Raw genomic sequence first — 19,531 nt, forward strand, 5'->3', positions numbered from 1 at the left:
GCGCTTCTTTCGCGCCGTTGTCTTGTGCGTCGGCGATGGGATCAACGCCCGGTCGGCTGTGCGGGAGCCTGCGGCTGGGCGCCCTGCTGCTGCTGCGCGATCGCCTGCTGCTGCGCGAGGCCGAGCAGGATCTGCTGCATGCGCTGCTGCAGGGTCAGGCTCTGCTGGTCGGGCTGCCAGCCTTGGGGCGGCGTGGTCTGGACCGAGGGCATGCGCTGGTCGAGCGCGGCCACGATGTCGCGCGTCACGTTCGCGGCATCGGGCGCATACTGCACCACGTCCGGCGTCAGCAGGATCTGGATGTTCTTGTTCTGAATCACCTGATTCTGCGCGTTCTCGTAATCGGCGACCAGCTGCTGGATGGCGTAGGCCTGGGCCAGCGCGATCGGCGTGTAGAGCTGGTTGATCTGCTGTTCCTTCTGCCGGATCTGCGTCACGACATTGGGGTTCGCCTGCACTTCGGCATCGGTCACCTGACCGTCCGAATTGGTGTCGAGGCTCTGCTGCAGCGTATTGAGTTCCTGCCGCGCGGTGCTGACCTGCTGGATCTGGCTGGCGTAGGTCTGGCCGATCTGCTGGTACGCGTTCACGCGCGCCTGGCTGTTGAGGATCACGGCTTCGGGATTGCTGATCGCGATCCCGTTGACCTGCGCGGCTGCGGGCACGGCGGCGAGCGTCGCGCCGAGAGCTGCGCCGAGGGCGAGAGTGGCTTTGGCGAGTTTCATCAGAATTGCGTCCCTACGTTGAATGAGAGGGTCTTGGTGTCGTCGCCCTCTTCCTTGAGGATGACATGCGAAAGATCGATCCGGAAAGGACCGAAGGGCGAGTTCCAGTTCACGCCGAAGCCCACCGAAACGCGGGGGCTGGCGCTGTTCCCGAGGAAGACCTCTTGGAACGGAGAGATCGTCCGGTTGAGCGGTGACAAGGGATTGCCGTCCGCATCGACCGTATCCGTCGTAGCACCGCCATTAGCGCCGATGAACAGCGGATTTCCGTTGTTGTCGCGCAGCTGGTACTGGATACCGTCGGGAAACGGGCTGTTCTGCAGTTGCGGAGTCTCGACATCGAAGAGCGAGCCTACATCAACGAAGAAGGACGGGCGCAGGCCCAGCTCGCGCGCACCGGAGCCGAGCGGAATTTCCAGCTCTGCCCGGCCGAGATAATAGGCATTGCCGCCGATGGCATCCTCGCGGATCCGATCGCGATCGGTGATCACCAGCGGATTGCCCTCACCATCGTCGATGATCGGTTGACGCAGCACACGCGGACCAACCCCGCGAACGTCGAAGCCGCGGAACTGCGGCTCACCCAGCTGGAACCGATCGGTGAGCAACACGTCGTCGCGCCCAGGCACGTCTTCGAGGCCCTTGATGTAGCCGCCTTCCAGCGAAAGCGAGAAGATGAAGTCGCCCAATACCTGCCAGTACTTCGAGGCCTGGCCACGCACGCGCACGTATTTCACGTCCCCGCCGAGACCGGCGAAATCGAGCCCCAGGTTGATCCGCTCGCCCCGGGTCGGGCGATAATAGCTGTTGAGCGAGTTGTAGATGTAGTTGAGGCCGAGGATCGAGCTGACGCGATCGCCCACCACGTCGCAGATGTAGCGCGTGGCGAGGAGCGGCTCGCACTCGCGGATGCCGTCGCCATCGAAATCCTCGAAGAACTCGTTCTCGTTGATCGTGACCTGGTCGTAATTGAGCGTGTAGCTGGCGACCAGCGAGGAATATTCGGTCAGCGGCACGCCGACCCGGGCCGATCCGCCGGTGGTCACCTGCTTGTAGCGCGTCTGGTCGCGATCGTTGAGACTGTAGCTGTTGACGTCCTGGCGGTAGAGATTGAGGCCCAGCGATATGTTGCGATCGAACAGGTAGGGTTCGGTAAAGCTGAGATTGACCGAGTTGGAGAAGCGCGAGACCTGCGCCGATGCGCCGATCGTCTGGCCGCGCCCGCGGAAGTTGCGCTGGCGGATCGAGCCGGAGAACAGGAAGCTCTCGATCGACGAGAAACCCGCGGAAAGCTGCAGTTCGCCGGTCGGCTGTTCCTCGACATTCGCCTCCAGGATAATCCGGTCGGGCTCGGCCGTCTGGACCTGCTGGACCTCGAAGCCTTCCTGGAAGAAGCCGAGCGAATTGATACGCGCCGTGGTCCGGTCGATCGCGGTCGAATTGAAGGCATCGCCCTCGGCGGAGCGGAACTCGCGCCGGATGACCTTGTCCTGCGTCAGCGTGTTCCCGTTGACGTCGATCCGTTCGATATAGACGCGCGGTGCCTCGTTGATCAGCAGCGTCACGTCCATCGTGCGTTCGTCGGGATTGCGACGGAACTGCGGGCGCACGTCGGCAAAGGCGTAGCCGAAGCGCCCGGCCAGCTCGCTCAGCTGCTCGACCGTGTCCTCGATCGTCTTGGCGTTGTACCACTGCCCCTCTTCGATGGTGAGGCTGTTGGTCAGCGCATCGCCGTCGAAATCGCGGATCTCGCTGGTCACCTCGACATCGCCGAACTGGTAGCGATCGCCTTCCTCGACGACGTAGGTGATGATGAAGTCGCGCTTGTCGGGGGTCAGCTCGGCCACCGCCGACACCACGCGGAAATCGACGTAGCCCTGGGTCAGGTAGAATTCGCGCAGCTTCTGCTGGTCGAAGGCGAGCCGGTCGGGGTCGTAGCTGGTATTGCCGCTCAGGAAGCTGAACAGGCTGGTCTCCTTGGTGACCATCTCGCCCTTCAGCTCGCCGTCGGAAAACTCGTCGTTCCCGATGATGTTGATCTGCTGGACGCGCGACTTGGGCCCTTCGGTGATCTCGAACACGAGATCGACGCGGTTCTGGCTCAGCTGCACGGTCTTGGGTTCGACCGTGGCGGCGAAGCGGCCCTGGCGCTTGTAGAGCTCGATGATGCGCGCAACATCCGCGCGGACCTTGGAACGGGTGAAGATCTGGCGCGGCGCGAGGCGGATTTCGGGGACGATCTTGTCGTCCTTGAGCCTTTCGTTGCCTTCGAGGATGATGCGGTTGATGACCGGGTTTTCCACCACCTCGATCAGCACGTTCCCGTTCTCGTTGCTGATCTCGTAATCGGAGAACAGCTCGGTCGCGGCGAGGTCTTTCAGCGCCTGGTCGGCAGCCGCAGTCGTGTAAGGCTCGCCCGGGCGCAGGCGCACGTAGCTGAGGATGGTCTGCGGCTCGAGCCGCTGGACGCCCTGCACCGAGATCGTCCGGATGGTGTCGCCCTGTGCCGTGTCCGCCGCGGCGTCGGGCTGCGCGTTTGCGTCCTGCGCCGTGGTGGGGGACTGTGGCTGGGCCTCAACCCCGGTGTCCTGCGCGAATGCCACTTGCGGCAGCCCCGCGAGAGTCGTGCCCGCCAGCAGGGCGAACGCGAATTTCGGAATGTTGCGCAGGCGGCGCGAGGCGCCCGTTTCGATGGCCGTCATTGGCGAAGATGTCCCGTCAAATTTACTAGACCCGGATCGCACCATGCTCTGTTTAGCGTACCGGCGTCCGGATCGAAGGTCCGGCGCCCTGTGCCCGATACGCAGGCCCCTTTCAAGCAGGTGCAAATCGCTGGTGGGTCCGCCTCTCTTGTCCCTGACCCGGTCTGCCTCAGCCGAACAGCGTGAGGCTCGCCAGGTCGTTGATCGTCACGAACAGCATCAGCGCGAGCACGAGAGCCACACCGGTGCGATACGCCATTTCCATCACGCGGGGGCCGACCGGCTTCCGGCGGATCGCTTCCGCCGCGTAGAATGCCAGATGACCTCCGTCGAGCGCCGGGATTGGCAGCAGGTTAATGAATGCCAAATTAAGTGAGATGAGCGCCACGAAATTGACGAAGGCCGAGAACCCTAGGCTCAGCTGTTCGCCCGAGAACTTGGCGATCTTCACCGGCCCGCCCAGCTCGCGCACGGAGCGCTGACCGGTCACGATCTGACTGAGGCCGGTGATCATCATCGAAAACGTGTCGATCGACTGTTCGACCGAGCCCGACAGCGCCGCGATCGGCCCCTGCGGCACGAAATCATATTCGACCCCCGCCGACTCGACGCCGAGCAGGCCGATACGCGACGTATTGCCGAAGCGATCCTCGACCTCGCGGCTCATCGTGGTGAGCGCGAAGCTCATGGTCTCGCCATCGCGCTCGACGCCCAGCTCCATGCGCTGTTCGGGGTGCAGCATGACCGCCTGCTGCAACTCTCCGAAGCTCTCCACCCGGTCTCCGTCGAGAGTCACGATCCGGTCGCCCACCTCGACCCCGGCGACCTGTGCAGGCGAGGGATCGCTGAAGCCCGCGACTGTCAGCTGCTGGGTCGCGTCGACCGGTACCGGGCGGCCGATCAGCATGAAAAAGCCCGCGAAGATCGCCAGCGCGATCAGGATATTGGTCACCGGCCCGGCGGCCACGATCAGCGCGCGCTTCCACAGCGCGGCGTTCTGGAACGCGCCCTCTTCCGCAGGCGCGGAGGGATCGGGGACGCTCGCGGGGTTCATGTCGCCCTTGAACTGGACATAGCCGCCCAGCGGCAGGGCGGAGAGGCGCCAGCGCGTTCCCTGCCGGTCGTTGAAACCGACCAGTTCCTTGCCGAAACCGACCGAAAAAGTCTCCGCCTTCACGCCGAGCATTCGGCCCACGAGCAGGTGGCCGAGCTCGTGCAGCGTCACCAGCGGGCCCAGCACCAGCAGGAAGCCGAGGACCCACATCCAGATAGGTGGCTGTTCGATCATGCGTTCTCCAGAATGGCCTGGGCCTGCCGACGGGCAGAGCTATCGATCGCCAGCACGTCGTCGAGCGTGGCGGGGCGCGAAGCATCGTTCGTGCGTTCCAGGACGTCTTCGACCACTGCCGCAATGCGGGTGAATGGAATGTGACCGGCGAGGAAGGCGGCAACCGCTACCTCGTTGGCGGCGTTGAGAATTGCTGGGCGTGCCCCGCCCGCCTCGCACGCATTGCGCGCCAGCCGGGTGGCGGGAAACCGCTCCTCATCCGGGGCGAAGAACGTCAGCTGGCCGAGCTTCGCGAGATCGAGCGGCTCGCACGGCGTCTCCATCCGCGCGGGCCACGCGAGGCACGAGGCAATGGGCACCATCATGTCCGACGGGCCGAGCTGCGCCAGCGTTGACTGGTCGCGATATTCGACCATCGAGTGGATCACGCTTTGCGGGTGGACGATGATGCGAATCCTGTCGAGGCCGACGGGGAAGAGGTGATGCGCCTCGATCAGTTCGAGCCCCTTGTTCATCATCGTGGCCGAATCGACGCTGATCTTCGCGCCCATGTCCCAGTTGGGATGCGCGACCGCCTGATCGGGCGTGACCCGCTGCAATTCTTCCGCAGAATGCAGCCTCAGCGGGCCGCCACTGGCGGTCAGCGTGATCATCCGCACCTCGGACAGCTTGTTGCCCGCCAGGCACTGGAAGATCGCGTTATGCTCCGAATCGACCGGCAGCAGCGTGGCGCCGTGCTTCGCGACCGCCTTGGTCATCACCTCGCCTGCGGAAACCAGCGCTTCCTTGTTGGCGAGTGCGATCGTGCCGCCCTGCTCGATCGCGGCCATCACGGGCGCGAGGCCTGCGCAGCCGACGATCGCCGCCATGGTGATATCGACCGGGCGGCTCGCCGCCTCGATCAGCGCGGTGCGCCCGCCGGCCGCCTCGATCCCGCTACCGCTGAGCGCATCGCGCAGTTCGGGCAGGCATGCCTCGTCGCCGACCACCGCGATCTTCGCGTCGAATTCGCGCGCGAGCGCGGCCAGCTTGGTGGCACTGCAATGCGCGGTCAGCGCCTCGACCCGCCATTCGTCGCGGTGCTGGCGCAGCAGTTTGAGCGTCGAATCACCGACCGAGCCGGTGCTGCCGAGGATGGAAATCGAACGCAAAGGTTACAGACTCACGGACACGACGATGCCGACCACGATGGCAACCGGAAGCACGCCATCGAAGCGATCCAGAAAACCGCCGTGCCCCGGGATGAGACTGCTCGAATCCTTCACCCCCGCCTTGCGCTTGAGCCAGCTTTCGAAGAGATCTCCGGCGAGCGATACGGCGGCGAGCACCGGCCCCGCGATCAGGATGCCGATCAGCATCTGCATGTTGAAATATTGCTGCGCGAGATAGGCGATGACGAACAGCGGCATGAGCGCGAGGGTCGCGCCGACCATGCCGCCCAGCAGCCCGGCCCAGGTCTTGTTGGGCGACACGCGCGGCAGGATGCGCGGCCCGCCGATCAGCGTGCCGAAGCCATAGGCGAAGACATCGGCGAAGATCACGCTGGCGAGCGTGATGTAGAGCGGCTGCAGGTCGAAATCGATCAGGATGACCGCGGCCAGCCCGATATAGGCAGCGCCGGCAAGGATGCCCGCAAGGCGAAACGGTATATTCGCCGTCGCCTTGATGACGAGGAAGATGAATTCGAGGAAGCAGATGGCCGCGACGGCGGCGATGACGATATCGATGCCCCGGTCGCCGAGGAAATACCAGGCCGCAGCCACGATGCCGAGCATCACTGCCGCCGAGACGGCCCTGATCCCCAGCGTCTTGCGCCGCGAATGCTCGCGCACTTCCTTCAGCGTCGGCGCATCCTCGCCCCCTACGCCGGTGTCGTTCTCGTCGACCGCGTCGGCGCGGGCTTCGCTATCGGCCGCCATAGCGCCTCTCCCTCTTGGCGAAATCGCCGATCGCCTCCTGCAGGTGCTGCGGCGTGAAGTCTGGCCACAGCGTATCGACGAACATCATTTCCGCATAAGCCATTTGCCATAGCAGAAAATTCGACAGGCGCACCTCGCCGCTGGTCCGTATCAGAAGATCGACCGGCGGAAGGTCTGCAGTGAACAGATTGCGCTCGATCGCTTGCGGAGTGATCTCGCCCTGCTCCGCCGCGGCTCTCGCAGCCGCCGCGATCTCCTGCTGCGAGCCGTAATTGAGCGCCACGGCCACGGTATGCGTGCCGTTCGCCGTGCGCTCCAGCGCATCCTCGAGCATGACGACGATATCGGGATCGAGCGCACGCCAGTCGCCCACGATCTTCAGCTTCACGCCATTGGCGACGAATTCCTCGAGATCGGTGCGGATGAAATTGCGCATCAGGTTCATGAGGTCCGAAACCTCGTCTTCCGGGCGCTTCCAGTTCTCCGACGAAAAGGCATAGAGCGTGACGCACTCGATCCCGCTGCCCTTGAGGCTGCGGACGAGCGTGCGCACGGCCTCCACCCCGCGCTTGTGGCCCATCGCGCGCGGCAGGCCGCGGCGCTTGGCCCAGCGGCCATTGCCATCCATGATGATGGCGACGTGGCGGGGTGGCTGGTCCTTGCTCATATGCCCGACCCTCGCGCCGCCGGATCACGGCGATCGGTGGCGCAAGCGATGCTCACTGCGTCATGATTTCCTTCTTCTTCGCTTCCACGGCCTTGTCCACTTCCTCGACATACTTGTCGGTCAGCTTCTGGACGTCGTCTTCCGAACGCTTGCGGTCGTCCTCGGAAATCTCTTTCTTCTTCTCGTCTTCCTTGAGCGCTTCCATACCGTCGCGGCGCACGTTGCGGATCGCGATCTTCGCGTTTTCGCCGTACTTGTCCGCCAGCTTGGCCAGATCCTTGCGGCGCTCCTCGGTCAGGTCGGGCATCGGAATGCGCAGCGTCTGGCCGTCCTGCATCGGGTTGAGGCCGAGGTTCGCGTGGGCAATGCCCTTTTCCACCGCGTTCACATTGCCCTTGTCCCACACCTGCACGCTGAGCATGCGCGGCTCGGGCGCGGAAACGGTCGCCACCTGGTTCAATGGCATCATCGATCCGTAGACCTCGACCTGCACAGGATCGAGCAGGCTGGTGTTCGCACGCCCCGTGCGCAGGCCCGCCAGATCGCCCTTCAGGCTATCCACCGCACCCTGCATACGGCGTTCGATATCGTTCTTGTCGTATTTCGCCATTTTCGGCCTTCCTACATCCTCGTGAAATCAAATACCTGAAATCAGTCGCTCTGCACGATCGTCTGGGCGCCCTGCCCTGCAAGCACCCGGGCCAGATTGCCCTTCTCGCGGATCGAGAAGACGACGATCGGTATGTTGTTGTCGCGGCACAAGGCCACGGCGCTGGCGTCCATCACCTTCAGGTTGTCGGCCAGAACCTTGTCGTAACTTACTGTATCGTAACGCTTGGCGTCAGCATTTTTCTTCGGGTCCGAATTGTAGACCCCATCGACGCTGGTGCCCTTGAACAGCGCGTCGCAGCGCATCTCGGCCGCGCGCAACGCCGCGCCGCTGTCGGTGGTGAAATAGGGTGCGCCGACGCCCGCAGCGAAAATCACGATGCGGCCCTTCTCGAGGTGCCGCTCCGCCCGGCGGCGGATCACCGGCTCGCACACCGTATCCATCTGCACTGCCGACTGCACGCGGGTGGGCACGCCCAGCTGCTCGAGCGCGCTCTGCATCGCGAGCGCGTTCATCACGGTGGCGAGCATGCCCATGTAATCGGCCTGCGCGCGCTCCATCCCCTGCGCCGCGCCCGCCATGCCGCGGAAGATATTGCCGCCGCCGATGACGAGGCAGATTTCCCAGCCTGCGTCCTTGGCCTGCTTCACTTCCTTCGCCAGTTCGGCGACGAAGGCGGGATCGATGCCGAACTCCTGCTCGCCCATCAGCACCTCGCCCGAGAGTTTCAGGAGGATACGCTTGGCGTTACTGATCGGCATGGGGGCAGGACTCGACGTTTAGGGGCAGGCGCTTGGCCCTAACGCGCGGGGATGCGAGTGGCAACGGCATGGACGGCATTTGATCGCGTGCTTGTCTGCCTGCCGCGCTTCGACCATCAGTGAACGGTGCTTCGACGGATCATCCCCACCGGCCGCGCGCGGATAATCGCGCTCGTCATCCTTGGCGCAATTCTGGTGGTGGGCGGGCTCGTCGCCTGGAAGGCGTGGCACGATACGATGTCCGATCCGGTGGTCCGGCGCACCAGCGTGACCCTGCCCGGTATGGCACCGGGCAGCGAACCCGTGACCGTCGCGCTCATCTCCGACATCCATGTCGCCGGGCCCGACATGCCTCCCGCCCGGCTCGAGCGGATCGTCGCGCAGATCAATGCGCTGCAGCCCGACGCGGTCCTGATCGCGGGCGACCTGGTGAGCGACAAGACGCTCGCCACCCACGTTTACGAACCGGCGGAGATCGTCGCGCCGCTGGGCGGCCTCGACGCACCTCTCGGCACATTCTTCGTGCCCGGCAACCACGACCACTGGTTCGATCTGGAAGGCCTCGCCTCGCAACTGGCGCAGCGCGGTATCACGATCCTCGCCAACGAAGCCGCCAAGGCGGGGCCACTGGTCATCGGCGGGCTGGACGACGACTATACCGGGCACGACGATATCGCCGGAACGCTGGCCGCGATGAACCGGCTGGACGGCGCACCCGTGTTCCTCAGCCACAGTCCCGATCCGCTGCCCGACTTGCCGGAAGGGTCGGTGATCCTCGCCGGCCACACCCATTGCGGACAGGTGCAATTGCCGCTGGTCGGGATCGTCTTCACCCAGTCGCGCTATGGCAAGCGCTACGCATGCGGGCGCACCGACGACCCGCACGGCATCGCCATCGTCGGCGCAGGGCTCGGCACCAGTGGTCTCCCGCTGCGGTTCGGCGCGCGGCCCGAGGTCTGGCTGATCCAATTCAGGCCGACCGAGGAATAGCTAAAGCTCGACCGTCCTGCCCTCCCGGGCGCTCTGCATCCCGGCTTCGAGCACGTGCATCGCGCCCATGGCCTCACCGATCGGCACGGGATTTGCGCCCTCGCCGCGCAGGGCGGAGGCGAGCGCATTCCAGAACACGCTATAATCGCCGCGCTCGTTGGGCACCTCGCCATGCGAATGGATATCCTCGGCGGGCGTGTAGATGCCCGGGATCGGGTCGAGGCCCAGCTCCGCATCGCCCGGCTGCGCGCCGGCAATGATCGCGGGTTCCTGCGTATCGGCCCCGTGCTTGATCCAGCTGCCGCCGGTGCCGTGCACCGCGAAGCGCAGGCCGTCGTCCGCGCTCAGCTTGCTCGAATGCAGCACGACGCGGCGGGTCGGATAGCGCAGGATCGTGTGGAACCAGTCGGGCGCGGGGCCGCCCGCCCGCAAGATCGCGAGGTCGAGCGTCACCGCCTCGGGCATGCCGAACAGGCACAGCGCCTGATCGACCAGATGCGGGCCGAGGTCGAACCACGATCCGCCCTCGCGCGCATCCTTCCAGCGCTCCGGCACATCGGGTTTCCAGCGATCGAAGTGGCTCTCGAAATGGACGATGTCGCCCAGCAGCCCTTCGCCGATCACCCGCCGCAGGGTGAGGAAATCGGCGTCCCAGCGCCGGTTGTGGAACACCGTAAGCATTCGCCCCGCCTGCGCGGCGGCGCCTTCCATCCGCTGCGCATCGGCAAGGCTGGTCGCCACGGGCTTCTCGACCAGCACGTGCTTGCCCGCCTCCAGCGCGGCGATCGCGTGTTCGGCATGCAGATCGTCGGGACTGGCGACAATCACGAGGTCGATGCCCGACTCGGCCAGCAGAGCCTCGATCGAGGGCACGACCGTCATGCCCGGCAGAGATTCCCGGACCTGTTCGGGTTTACTGGAGACGACCGCGCGCAAGCCCATCCCCTCGGTCGCCTGCACGAAGGGCGCATGGAAGACGCGCCCGCTCAATCCATACCCGACGAGGCCGACCCCGATCTGCGTCATGCGAAGCTTCCCTGTACTGGCGTGTTCATGCGCGGAGCATAGCAGAAACGAAAACGGCCGCCGGGCAGGAACCCGGCGGCCGTGAATTTTGCGCAGTGGAGAAAGGCCTCAGCCCTTCACGGCTGCCGCGACTTCGGCTGCGAAGTCGCTTTCTTCCTTCTCGATCCCTTCGCCGAGCTGGAAACGGACATAGTCCTTCAGGACGATCGGCTTGCCGGCATCCTTGCCTGCCTGCGCCACGACCTGTTCGATCGGGGTCTTGTTGTCCATCACGAACACCTGGCTGAGCAGCGCGTTTTCCTTGGCGAACTTGCCGATCGCGCCTTCGACCATCTTTTCCTGCACGTTCTCGGGCTTGCCGCTCTCGGCTGCCTTTTCCTTCGCGATCGCACGCTCGCGCTCGATCAATGCGGGGTCGAGGCCTTCGGCATTGAGCGCCTGCGGGAACGCGGCGGCGATGTGCATCGCGAGCTGGCGGCCGAGCGTTTCGAGCGCGTCCTTGTCGGCTTCGCTCTCGAGCGCGACGAGCACGCCGATCTTGCCGAGGTTCGGCGAGACGGCATTGTGCACGTAAGGCACGACGAGGCCGTTTTCGACCGCGACGGTCTTCATCCGGCGGACCTGCTGGTTCTCGCCGATGGTCGCGACATTGTCGGTCAGCTTGTCGCCGATCGTGCCGCCATCGGGGTGCGCCATGCCCTTGAGCGCTTCGACATCGTCGCTGCTTGCGGAAAGCGCGGCCTGCGTGGTCTTGCGCACGAAATCCTGGAACTGGTCGTTCTTGGCGACGAAGTCGGTTTCCGAGTTCACTTCGACCGCGACACCCCTGGTGCCTTCCACGGCCACGCCGACGAGGCCTTCGGCGGCGGTGCGGCTGGACTTCTTCTGCGCGGTGGCGAGGCCCTTGGCCCGCAGCGCGTCGACCGCGGCTTCGACGTCGCCGTCGGCGGCTTCGAGAGCCTTCTTGGCGTCCATCATGCCCGCGCCGGTCTTCTCGCGCAGTTTCTTCACATCAGCGGCGGTAAAAGCAGCCATCGATCTGTTCCTTGAAATGTCTTGAATATGGTGAGCGGCCCCGGAAGCGAGACAGTTCGCTACCGGGGCGCTAGTCAGCGATTGTGAAGCGGCGGTTACGCGCTGGCTTCGGCAGTCTCGGCGGCCGCCTCGGCGGGCGGGTTTTCCATCTCGCCCACGCCCGGATCGTTCGAAGCGTCCTTGCGTGCTGCTTCGCTGAAGGCGTCGCAGTACAGGCGCACGGCGCGGCTCGCGTCGTCGTTGCCGGGAACGGGGAAGGCGATGCCGGTCGGGTCGGTGTTCGAATCGAGCACCGCGACGACGGGAATGCCGAGCACGTTGGCTTCCTTGATCGCGAGGTCTTCCTTGTTGGCGTCGATCACGATCATGACGTCGGGAATGCCGCCCATGTCGCGGATGCCGCCGAGCGAAAGCTCGAGCTTGTCACGCTCGCGCGTCAGGTTGAGCACTTCCTTCTTGGTCAGTCCGCCGGTGTCGCCCGAAAGCTGTTCCTCGAGCGTCTTGAGACGCTTGATCGAACCACTGATGGTCTTCCAGTTGGTCAGCATGCCGCCCAGCCAGCGGTGGTTGACAAAGTGCTGGCCGGCCATGCGGGCGGCCTCGGCCACCGGCTCCTGCGCCTGGCGCTTGGTGCCGACGAACAGGACCTTGCCGCCGCCCTGCGCGGTCGCCGCGACGAAATCGAGCGCACGCGCCATCAGCGGCACGGTCTGCGACAGGTCGATGATGTGGACACCGTTGCGCGCGCCGAAGATGTACGGCTTCATGCGCGGGTTCCAGCGGTGGGTCTGGTGGCCGAAGTGTGCGCCGGCCTCGATCAATTGCTGCATCGTGACGGTAGGAGCCGCCATAGGTAAATTCCTTTCCGGTTGAGCCTCTGGAAAGCAGGAACCCGAGGCGGATGGCCCGCCAAAGGCACCGGTATGATGCGCCTTCCATGTGGATTTTCCCGCAAAACACCTCGCGGGAGGGCGCCCCTTAGCGGGCTGGACGTCGAAAATCCAGCCCTATTTTCCCGCCCCGACGCGACGACAGGTCCAATTCGGCCTTGACCGGCCGGAACAAATAGGGAACAAAGGTGCTCATCAGCGGAACATCGTGAGTCGCTGACCCATTATCAGCATGTTTTCCACAGCCGGTCCATCGCTTTTGCACCGGCCCCGTGGGGAACGAAGGCCGGAGAAAGACCATGATTGCAGTTGCCATCACGTTCCTGCTCGCACTGAGCGCGATCGTCGCGCTGGTTTCCGTGGCCCACAGCGTGCTGCGCGGCTGGCATTCCTACCGCGCGCTCGCCTCCGAATTGTGCGCGGTGCGCGCGGCTGGAAACCGGCCCGGCGCTGTCACGCGCGGCCTGCGCAAGGCGAGCGCCCGTCCTGCCCCGCGTACGGCCTGCCGCCGTCACCGCGCGGCGAGCGGCATCCGCGCCGCCGCCTGATTTCACCGATTACTGCTGGAGGCCTTCCAGCGCGACCGTTTCGCCCAGCCTGCCGATCACGGTTTCGCCCGCGATCACCCGCTGGCCCATCAGCACCTGGGGCGAGGTCCCTGCCGGCAGATAGAGATCGACCCGGCTGCCGAAACGGATCAGCCCGACCCGTTGCCCCGCCGCGACGATGTCGCCCGGCTTCACGAACGGCACGATCCGCCGCGCAAGCAGCCCGGCGATCTGCGTGATGCCCAGGATCACGCCGTCGCCGCGCTCGATCAGCAGATGCTGCCGCTCGTTCTCCTCGCTCGACTTGTCGAGCTCCGCATTCACGAACTTGCCCGGAACGTAGCTCATCCGGCCGATCGTGCCCGCGCAGGGGCTGCGGTTGATGTGCACGTCGAAGAGGCTGAGATAGATCGACACCCGCGTGAAGGGGCCGCGCCCCATGCCGCCATCGGCATCCTGGAACTCGATCGGCGGATCGACCTGCGCGATCTGCGTCACCGTCCCGTCGGCAGGCGACAGGATCAGGTTTTCCCCGCGCGGCACCACCCGCTCGGGATCGCGGAAGAAGGCGAGGATGCACAGCGAGAGAAAGCCCAGCGGCCACGCGATCGTCTCCCACGCCAGCAGCGCGGCGATGAGAGAGATGCCAGCGCAGATCAGCGCATATTTGCGCCCCTCGGGATGGACCGAGGGTAGCGCGGCACGCGCCTCTCCCCCGCCCTTGTTGTCCATGATCTCACCGGCCACGGCGTGTCGCCTCCACCCTGCGGTCCCGACGGATCGTGTGTTTCGTCATCGCGCCCACCATCATTGCGCCCGCCGCACGAAGACCGCGCCTGCCGAATAGCCTGCGCCGAAGCTGCAGATCAGCCCGGTATCGCCTGCCGCCAGATCGTCTTGGTGGAGGTGGAACGCGATGATCGAGCCCGCGCTCGACGTATTGCCGTAGGTGTCGAGCACAGTCGGGCTTTCGTCCTCGTTCGCCTCGTGGCCCAGCACGCGCTGCGCGATCAGCCGGTTCATCCCCGCATTGGCCTGGTGCAGCCAGAGCCGCCGCAGCGCCTTGGGATCGAGCGACAGGGCTTGCGCCTCGGTCACGATCATCTCCGCCACCATCGGCACCACTTCCTTGAAGACCTTGCGCCCTTCCTGGACGAACAGCTTGTCGTCGCTGCCCATGGTCTCGGGCTCGGCGCGGTTGAGGAAGCCGAAATTGTTGCGGATATTGTTGGAAAAGACGGTCTTCAGCTTCGTGCCGAGAATGTCCCAGTGGCCCGGGGGCGCAATCTCGGCATCCTCGACCAGCACGGCGGTCGCGACGTCGCCGAAGATGAAATGGCTGTCGCGGTCGCGCCAGTTGAGATGCCCGCTGGTGATTTCGGGGCTGACGACCAGCACGCTCTTCGCATTGCCCGAGCGGATATAGTCCGCTGCGGTCTGGATGCCGAAGGTAGCGGAGGAGCACGCGACGTTCATGTCGAAGGCGAAGCCGTCGATGCCCAGCGCCTGCTGGATCTCGATCGCCATTGCCGGATAGGGGCGCTGCATGTTCGATGCGGCGCACAGCACCGCGTCGACATCGCTCGCCTCTCGCTCCGCCCGCGCCAGCGCATCGCGCGCGGCGGCGACTCCGATCTCGGCCATCATGGAAAGATCGTCGTTCCCGCGCGGCTCGTGGCGCGGTTCCATGATCGCAGGATCGATCAGCGGCGGCTTGTTGATGACGTGGCGCGCCTTGATCCCGCTCGCCTTCTCGATGAATTCGACCGAACTGTGCACCAGCGGCTCGACCTCGCCCGCCTCGATCGCGTCGGCATGCTCGGCATTGTGCCGGTCGACATAGGCGTTGAAGCTTTCCACCAGCTCTTCGTTGCTGATGCTGTCCGCCGGCGTGAATAGGCCGGTGGCGGAGATGACGGGCCGTCCCGCCCGGGGTGTATCGTGCGCACTCATTGTGGGAATGGGACTAGCCAAGCGCGCCATGCGCGGCAAGCCGGATGGCTTGGTGTTCCGGCTCGATCGCGTTCATCGGATGAGAAATGGTGGACAGGGCTGGATTCGAACCAGCGTACGCTTGCGCGGGCAGATTTACAGTCTGCTGCCTTTAACCACTCGGCCACCTGTCCACAGGGTCGGTTTGCTTGGAGCAATGCAAGAAACGGAGCGCCCGTTCCGGGGCGACCGATTGCCGAGGTGCGCCCCTTTGAAGAACCTGTGCTTGCCTGTCAATGGCCGTGCTGGCAGGGCGGCTGCCATGGCAAAACCGGAAAGAAAGAAGCCCCTGCGCGGTCGTGCGGGGCGAATGAAGGGCGGACGCGGCAGCGGGCGCGCAAGTACGGGTCAGGTGCGGCTGTGGGGCCGCCACGCGGTCGAGGCCGCGCTCCTGAATCCGGAGCGCAAGCATCGCAAGCTTTGGGCGACGCGCGAGGGGATCGAATCGCTCGACGGCGAACTGCCGCCCGATTTCCCGATCGAATATGCCGATACCGGCGATCTCGACCGGCTGGTGGCGCGCGACGCGCCGCATCAGGGGCTCGTCCTCGAATGCGCGGCGCTGGAGGAACGCGACCTGATCGAAGCGATCCAGGCTGCGCCCGGCCGGCCGGTCGTCGTGCTCGACCAGGTGACCGACCCGCATAATGTCGGCGCGATCCTGCGTTCCGCCGCGGCCTTCGATGCTGCCGCCATCGTGACGCAGGACCGGCACTCCCCGCCCGAAAGCGGCGTGGTGGCCAAGTCCGCCTCGGGCGCGCTCGAGAGCGTGCCGTGGGTGCGGGTCGTCAATCTCGCCCGCGCGCTCGACGATCTGACCGCGCACGGGTTCTGGCGAATCGGAATGGCGGGCGAGGCCGAAATGACGCTGGCGCAGGCCATGCCCACCGGGCCGATCGCAATCGTCATGGGGGCCGAGGGTGCAGGCCTGCGGCACAATATCGCGGGCCATTGCGACGCGCTGGCGAAGCTGCCGATTTCGGACCGGATCGAAAGCCTCAACGTATCGAACGCCGCAGCGATCGCGCTCTACGCGCTGGCGACGCGCGAGGGCTGATCGCCCCGCGCGCGCACATCTGCCAAAGACACAAAAAAGCCCCGTCGATCCACCACTCGACGGGGCTTTTTCTGTATCGGCGCCCCGCCGAAGCGGGGCGCGAAGACCCGCGAAGGCCTTAGTTCACGGCATCCTTGAGGCCCTTGCCAGCCTTGAACTTGGGCTGGTTGGAAGCCTTGATTTCCATCGGTTCGCCGGTGCGCGGGTTGCGCCCGGTCGAAGCCTTGCGCTTGGCAACCGAGAACGTGCCGAAACCGACGAGCCGAACCTCTTCGCCACCGGCGAGGGCCTTCTGGATCGCGTCGAACACGCCTTCCACGGCGTTCGAAGCGTCGTTCTTGGAAAGGCCGCAGGATTCGGCAACGGTGCCGATCAGTTCATTCTTGTTCATTAGGAAAAACCCCTCAGTCCCAGACTTTAAAATGTGGTGATCCGCGTGATGCGAATGACCCCACCTGAAACCTTCGTCACGAGTCTGTCAAAGGCATTCTTGCAGAAAAGCGCGGAATTGAGGGATTTCTTCCTTGATATGCATTAACCTTGTGGAAAAACCCGGCCCATTACGGGAACATCTCGAGAACGCATCGGACATCAATGAGTGGTCTGGCCGCTCTCCGCGTAGGGCGGACCGGCGACCGGCTGGCTCGCGAGATCGTCCGCCTCGGTCCATTCGATGGCCTCGGGCACCCGGACGAGCGCATGCGCGAGCACTTCGTCGACATGGCTCACCGGCACGATCTCGACCCCTTCCGTGATCCGGTCGGGAATGTCGGCCAGGTCCTTCACGTTCTCTTCGGGGATCAGCACCTTGGGAATACCGCCGCGCCGTGCAGCCAGCAGCTTTTCCTTCAGCCCGCCGATCGCGAGCACGCGGCCCCGTAGCGTGACCTCGCCCGTCATCGCGATATCGGGCCGGACGGGCACGCCCGCCAGCGTCGAGACGATGGAGGTCACCATGCCGACACCCGCACTCGGCCCGTCCTTGGGCACCGCGCCTTCGGGCAGGTGGATGTGGATGTTCTTGCGGCGGAAGATCGACGGCTTGATGCCGTAGGCGGGCGCCCTCGCCTTCACGAAGCTGAAGGCGGCGGCGACGCTTTCGTTCATCACCTCGCCCAGCTTGCCGGTCGTCTTGATCTCGCCCTTGCCCGGCGTGGTGACGCTTTCGATGGTCAGCAGTTCGCCGCCCACCTGCGTCCACGCGAGCCCGGTGACGGCACCGATCTGCGCTTCCTTTTCCGCCAGACCATGCTTGTGCTTGCGCACCCCGGCGAACTCGCCGAGGTTTTCGGGCGTGATCTCGACGCTGGTGGCCTGCTTTTCGAGGATCTTGCGCAAGCTCTTGCGCGCCAGCTTGGCGATCTCGCGCTCCAGCGTGCGCACCCCGGCCTCGCGCGTGTAATAGCGGATCAGGTCGCGCAGCGCGTCGTCGGAAAGCGAGAACTCGCCTTCCTCCAGCCCGTGGTCGGCAATCTGCTTGGGCAGGAGGTGGGACCTGGCGATCTCCACCTTCTCGTCCTCGGTATAGCCTTCCAGCCGGATGATCTCCATCCGGTCGAGCAGCGGCTGCGGCAGGTCGAGCGTGTTGGCGGTGCACACGAACATGATGTCCGACAGGTCGAAATCGACCTCCAGATAGTGGTCCTGGAAACGTGCGTTCTGTTCGGGGTCGAGCACTTCGAGCAGCGCCGAGGCGGGATCGCCCCGGAAATCCTGGCCCAGCTTGTCGATCTCGTCGAGCAGGAAGAGCGGATTGGTGGTGCCCGCCTTGGTCAGGTTCTTGACGATCTTGCCCGGCATCGAGCCGATATAGGTGCGGCGATGGCCGCGAATTTCGGATTCGTCGCGCACGCCGCCTAATGACTGGCGCACGAATGCGCGGCCCGTCGCGCGCGCGATCGACTTGCCGAGGCTGGTCTTGCCGACGCCCGGAGGGCCGACGAGGCACAGGATCGGCCCCTTCAGCTTGTTGGTCCGCGCCTGCACCGCGAGATATTCGATGATCCGCTCCTTCACCTTCTCGAGCGCGTAGTGATCGTCGTCGAGGATGGTCTGCGCCGCCTCGATATCGCGGTTGAGCTCGCTCTCCTCGCCCCATGGCAGGTCGAGCAGCACGTCGAGATAGTTGCGGATGACGGTGGCTTCGGCGCTCATCGGCTGCATCGCCTTGAGCTTCTTGAGCTCGCTTTCGGCCTTCGCGCGCGCCTCTTCCGACAGTTCGAGCTTCTCGATCTTTTCCTGCAGCTCGGCGATTTCGTCGCCCTCGCCGCCCTCGCCCGAACCGCCCAGCTCGGTTTGGATCGCCTTGAGCTGTTCGTTGAGGTAATATTCGCGCTGCGTCTTCTCCATCTGCCGCTTCACGCGGCCGCGGATCCGGCGCTCCACCTGCAGCACCGACAGCTCGCCTTCCATGAAGTTGAGCAGCATTTCGAGCCGCTTGCGCGGATCGGGCTCGGTCAGCAGGGCCTGCTTGTCGGTCACCTTGATGTTGAGCGCGGCGGACACGGCGTCGGCCAGCGCGCCCGCATCGTCGACATCGCTCAGCTCTTCGGCCGCGCCTTCGTTCTTCTTGGACAGCGCGGAATATTCGGCGAACTGCTCGACCACCGAACGCATCAGCGCGGTGACCTCGCTGCCCGAGACGGTCATCTGCTCGACGGCGCGCACTTCCGCGATGGTCAGGTCGCCCTCATCATGCAGCGCGGTCAGATGCGCGCGGCTCGCGCCCTCGACCAGCACGCGGACCGTGCCGTCGGGCATCTTGAGCATCTGGAGGACCTGCGCGACCACGCCGACATCGTAGAGGTCCGAACCATCGGGCTCGTCGCAGGATGGATCGAGCTGGGCGAGCAGGAACACGTCCTTGTCGCCTTCCATCGCCGCTTCGAGCGCGGCGACGGACTTTTCGCGCCCGACGAAGATCGGCACGACCATGCCGGGGAACACCACGATGTCGCGCAGGGGAAGCAGGGGATAACGTTGAGTCATATGTATCTTTTAGCGCACGGATTGGTCGCGCGCCCGTCCTTGAGCCAGAATATGGGTCGAACCCCGGGCGCCTGCAATGGCAGGCAGCGGCGAGCTGTGGATGCGCCCCGGTGGGGGACCGCAGGGCTGCTCGCTCCGCCTTCGGGCTTTCCTACAGCGAACCGCGCCGGTAGCCTTCTCCCCGGCTCCTTCTCATTGTCGCTCGAAACGCCGAAAAACCCGTGGTCGCGCGCGGGAGGTATGCCACGCCGATTGCGGCCCGGCGCGTTAAAGAAATCGCGTTAGAAAAATCGCGCGCAAAAATGCGAATCTGTCACCCAAAGCATGCCAAAC

General features: G+C 65.0%; 18 protein-coding genes and 1 tRNA gene. 3 read left to right on the forward strand and 16 right to left on the reverse strand.

All coding sequences use genetic code 11. The features are described from left to right. Window positions 1-41 precede the first annotated feature (41 nt). From DL238_RS12275 to pyrH, 8 genes are all read right to left on the reverse strand, one after another. Complete coding sequence (locus DL238_RS12275; RefSeq protein WP_115492525.1) at window positions 42-725, reverse strand: OmpH family outer membrane protein; 684 nt, start codon at window positions 723-725, stop codon at window positions 42-44. Then, on the reverse strand, window positions 725-3,427 hold the full coding sequence (gene bamA, locus DL238_RS12280; RefSeq protein ID WP_115492526.1) for an outer membrane protein assembly factor BamA: 2,703 nt from the start codon (window positions 3,425-3,427) through the stop codon (window positions 725-727). Before bamA ends, DL238_RS12275 begins: the two co-directional genes overlap by 1 nt. Before the next feature lie 169 nt (window positions 3,428-3,596). Further along, complete coding sequence (gene rseP, locus DL238_RS12285; protein WP_115492527.1) at window positions 3,597-4,715, reverse strand: RIP metalloprotease RseP; 1,119 nt, start codon at window positions 4,713-4,715, stop codon at window positions 3,597-3,599. After that, window positions 4,712-5,866, reverse strand: a complete 1,155-nt coding sequence (gene dxr, locus DL238_RS12290; RefSeq protein ID WP_115492528.1) for a 1-deoxy-D-xylulose-5-phosphate reductoisomerase — start codon at window positions 5,864-5,866, stop codon at window positions 4,712-4,714. Before dxr ends, rseP begins: the two co-directional genes overlap by 4 nt. A 3-nt stretch (window positions 5,867-5,869) precedes the next feature. Then, window positions 5,870-6,634, reverse strand: a complete 765-nt coding sequence (locus tag DL238_RS12295; RefSeq protein WP_115492529.1) for a phosphatidate cytidylyltransferase — start codon at window positions 6,632-6,634, stop codon at window positions 5,870-5,872. Then, entirely contained in the window at window positions 6,621-7,301 is a 681-nt protein-coding gene (uppS, locus tag DL238_RS12300) for a polyprenyl diphosphate synthase (RefSeq protein ID WP_115492530.1), read from the reverse strand. The genes DL238_RS12295 and uppS overlap by 14 nt, the downstream gene beginning before the upstream one ends. A 52-nt stretch (window positions 7,302-7,353) precedes the next feature. Next, window positions 7,354-7,911, reverse strand: a complete 558-nt coding sequence (frr, locus tag DL238_RS12305; RefSeq protein ID WP_115492531.1) for a ribosome recycling factor — start codon at window positions 7,909-7,911, stop codon at window positions 7,354-7,356. Window positions 7,912-7,952: 41 nt separating this feature from the next. Continuing rightward, entirely contained in the window at window positions 7,953-8,672 is a 720-nt protein-coding gene (gene pyrH / locus DL238_RS12310; protein WP_115492532.1) for a UMP kinase, read from the reverse strand. 126 nt (window positions 8,673-8,798) lie between these two features. Between pyrH and DL238_RS12315 the strand changes: the two genes are divergently transcribed. Beyond that, window positions 8,799-9,662, forward strand: coding sequence for a metallophosphoesterase (locus DL238_RS12315; protein ID WP_234031063.1), 864 nt, complete (start codon window positions 8,799-8,801; stop codon window positions 9,660-9,662). Here DL238_RS12315 and DL238_RS12320 read toward each other — a convergent pair whose 3' ends face one another. The 3 genes from DL238_RS12320 to rpsB all read right to left on the reverse strand — a co-directional run bounded on the left by DL238_RS12320 (window position 9,663) and on the right by rpsB (window position 12,574). Then, the gene (locus DL238_RS12320; protein ID WP_115492533.1) at window positions 9,663-10,688 is read right to left on the reverse strand and encodes an oxidoreductase; all 1,026 of its coding nucleotides are present in this window, start codon (window positions 10,686-10,688) and stop codon (window positions 9,663-9,665) included. Between the two features lie 108 nt (window positions 10,689-10,796). Continuing rightward, window positions 10,797-11,723: a translation elongation factor Ts gene (tsf, locus tag DL238_RS12325; RefSeq protein WP_115492534.1), complete on the reverse strand. Its 927-nt coding sequence runs from the start codon at window positions 11,721-11,723 to the stop codon at window positions 10,797-10,799. A gap of 95 nt (window positions 11,724-11,818) precedes the next feature. Next, the gene (rpsB, locus tag DL238_RS12330) at window positions 11,819-12,574 is read right to left on the reverse strand and encodes a 30S ribosomal protein S2 (protein WP_115492535.1); all 756 of its coding nucleotides are present in this window, start codon (window positions 12,572-12,574) and stop codon (window positions 11,819-11,821) included. A 338-nt stretch (window positions 12,575-12,912) separates the two neighbouring features. On the opposite strand from rpsB, the gene DL238_RS12335 reads away from it, so the two are divergent. Further along, window positions 12,913-13,161 carry a hypothetical protein gene (locus tag DL238_RS12335; protein WP_115492536.1) on the forward strand — a complete coding sequence of 83 codons (249 nt, stop codon included), beginning with the start codon at window positions 12,913-12,915 and terminating at the stop codon, window positions 13,159-13,161. A 9-nt stretch (window positions 13,162-13,170) separates the two neighbouring features. Here DL238_RS12335 and DL238_RS12340 read toward each other — a convergent pair whose 3' ends face one another. The 3 genes from DL238_RS12340 to DL238_RS12350 all read right to left on the reverse strand — a co-directional run bounded on the left by DL238_RS12340 (window position 13,171) and on the right by DL238_RS12350 (window position 15,287). Next, window positions 13,171-13,908, reverse strand: coding sequence for a phosphatidylserine decarboxylase (locus DL238_RS12340; RefSeq protein ID WP_115492537.1), 738 nt, complete (start codon window positions 13,906-13,908; stop codon window positions 13,171-13,173). A 60-nt stretch (window positions 13,909-13,968) separates the two neighbouring features. Further along, window positions 13,969-15,114: a beta-ketoacyl-ACP synthase III gene (locus DL238_RS12345; protein WP_115492538.1), complete on the reverse strand. Its 1,146-nt coding sequence runs from the start codon at window positions 15,112-15,114 to the stop codon at window positions 13,969-13,971. An 87-nt stretch (window positions 15,115-15,201) separates the two neighbouring features. Continuing rightward, window positions 15,202-15,287 (reverse strand) — tRNA-Tyr (locus tag DL238_RS12350). A gap of 128 nt (window positions 15,288-15,415) precedes the next feature. On the opposite strand from DL238_RS12350, the gene rlmB reads away from it, so the two are divergent. Next, window positions 15,416-16,210, forward strand: a complete 795-nt coding sequence (gene rlmB, locus DL238_RS12355; RefSeq protein ID WP_115492539.1) for a 23S rRNA (guanosine(2251)-2'-O)-methyltransferase RlmB — start codon at window positions 15,416-15,418, stop codon at window positions 16,208-16,210. A 118-nt stretch (window positions 16,211-16,328) separates the two neighbouring features. Here rlmB and DL238_RS12360 read toward each other — a convergent pair whose 3' ends face one another. Continuing rightward, window positions 16,329-16,601, reverse strand: coding sequence for an HU family DNA-binding protein (locus DL238_RS12360; protein WP_115492540.1), 273 nt, complete (start codon window positions 16,599-16,601; stop codon window positions 16,329-16,331). Between the two features lie 200 nt (window positions 16,602-16,801). Continuing rightward, on the reverse strand, window positions 16,802-19,198 hold the full coding sequence (lon, locus tag DL238_RS12365) for an endopeptidase La (protein ID WP_115492541.1): 2,397 nt from the start codon (window positions 19,196-19,198) through the stop codon (window positions 16,802-16,804). Window positions 19,199-19,531 lie beyond the last annotated feature (333 nt).

The sequence above is a fragment of the Alteriqipengyuania lutimaris genome (assembly GCF_003363135.1).
GTDB lineage: Bacteria > Pseudomonadota > Alphaproteobacteria > Sphingomonadales > Sphingomonadaceae > Alteriqipengyuania > Alteriqipengyuania lutimaris.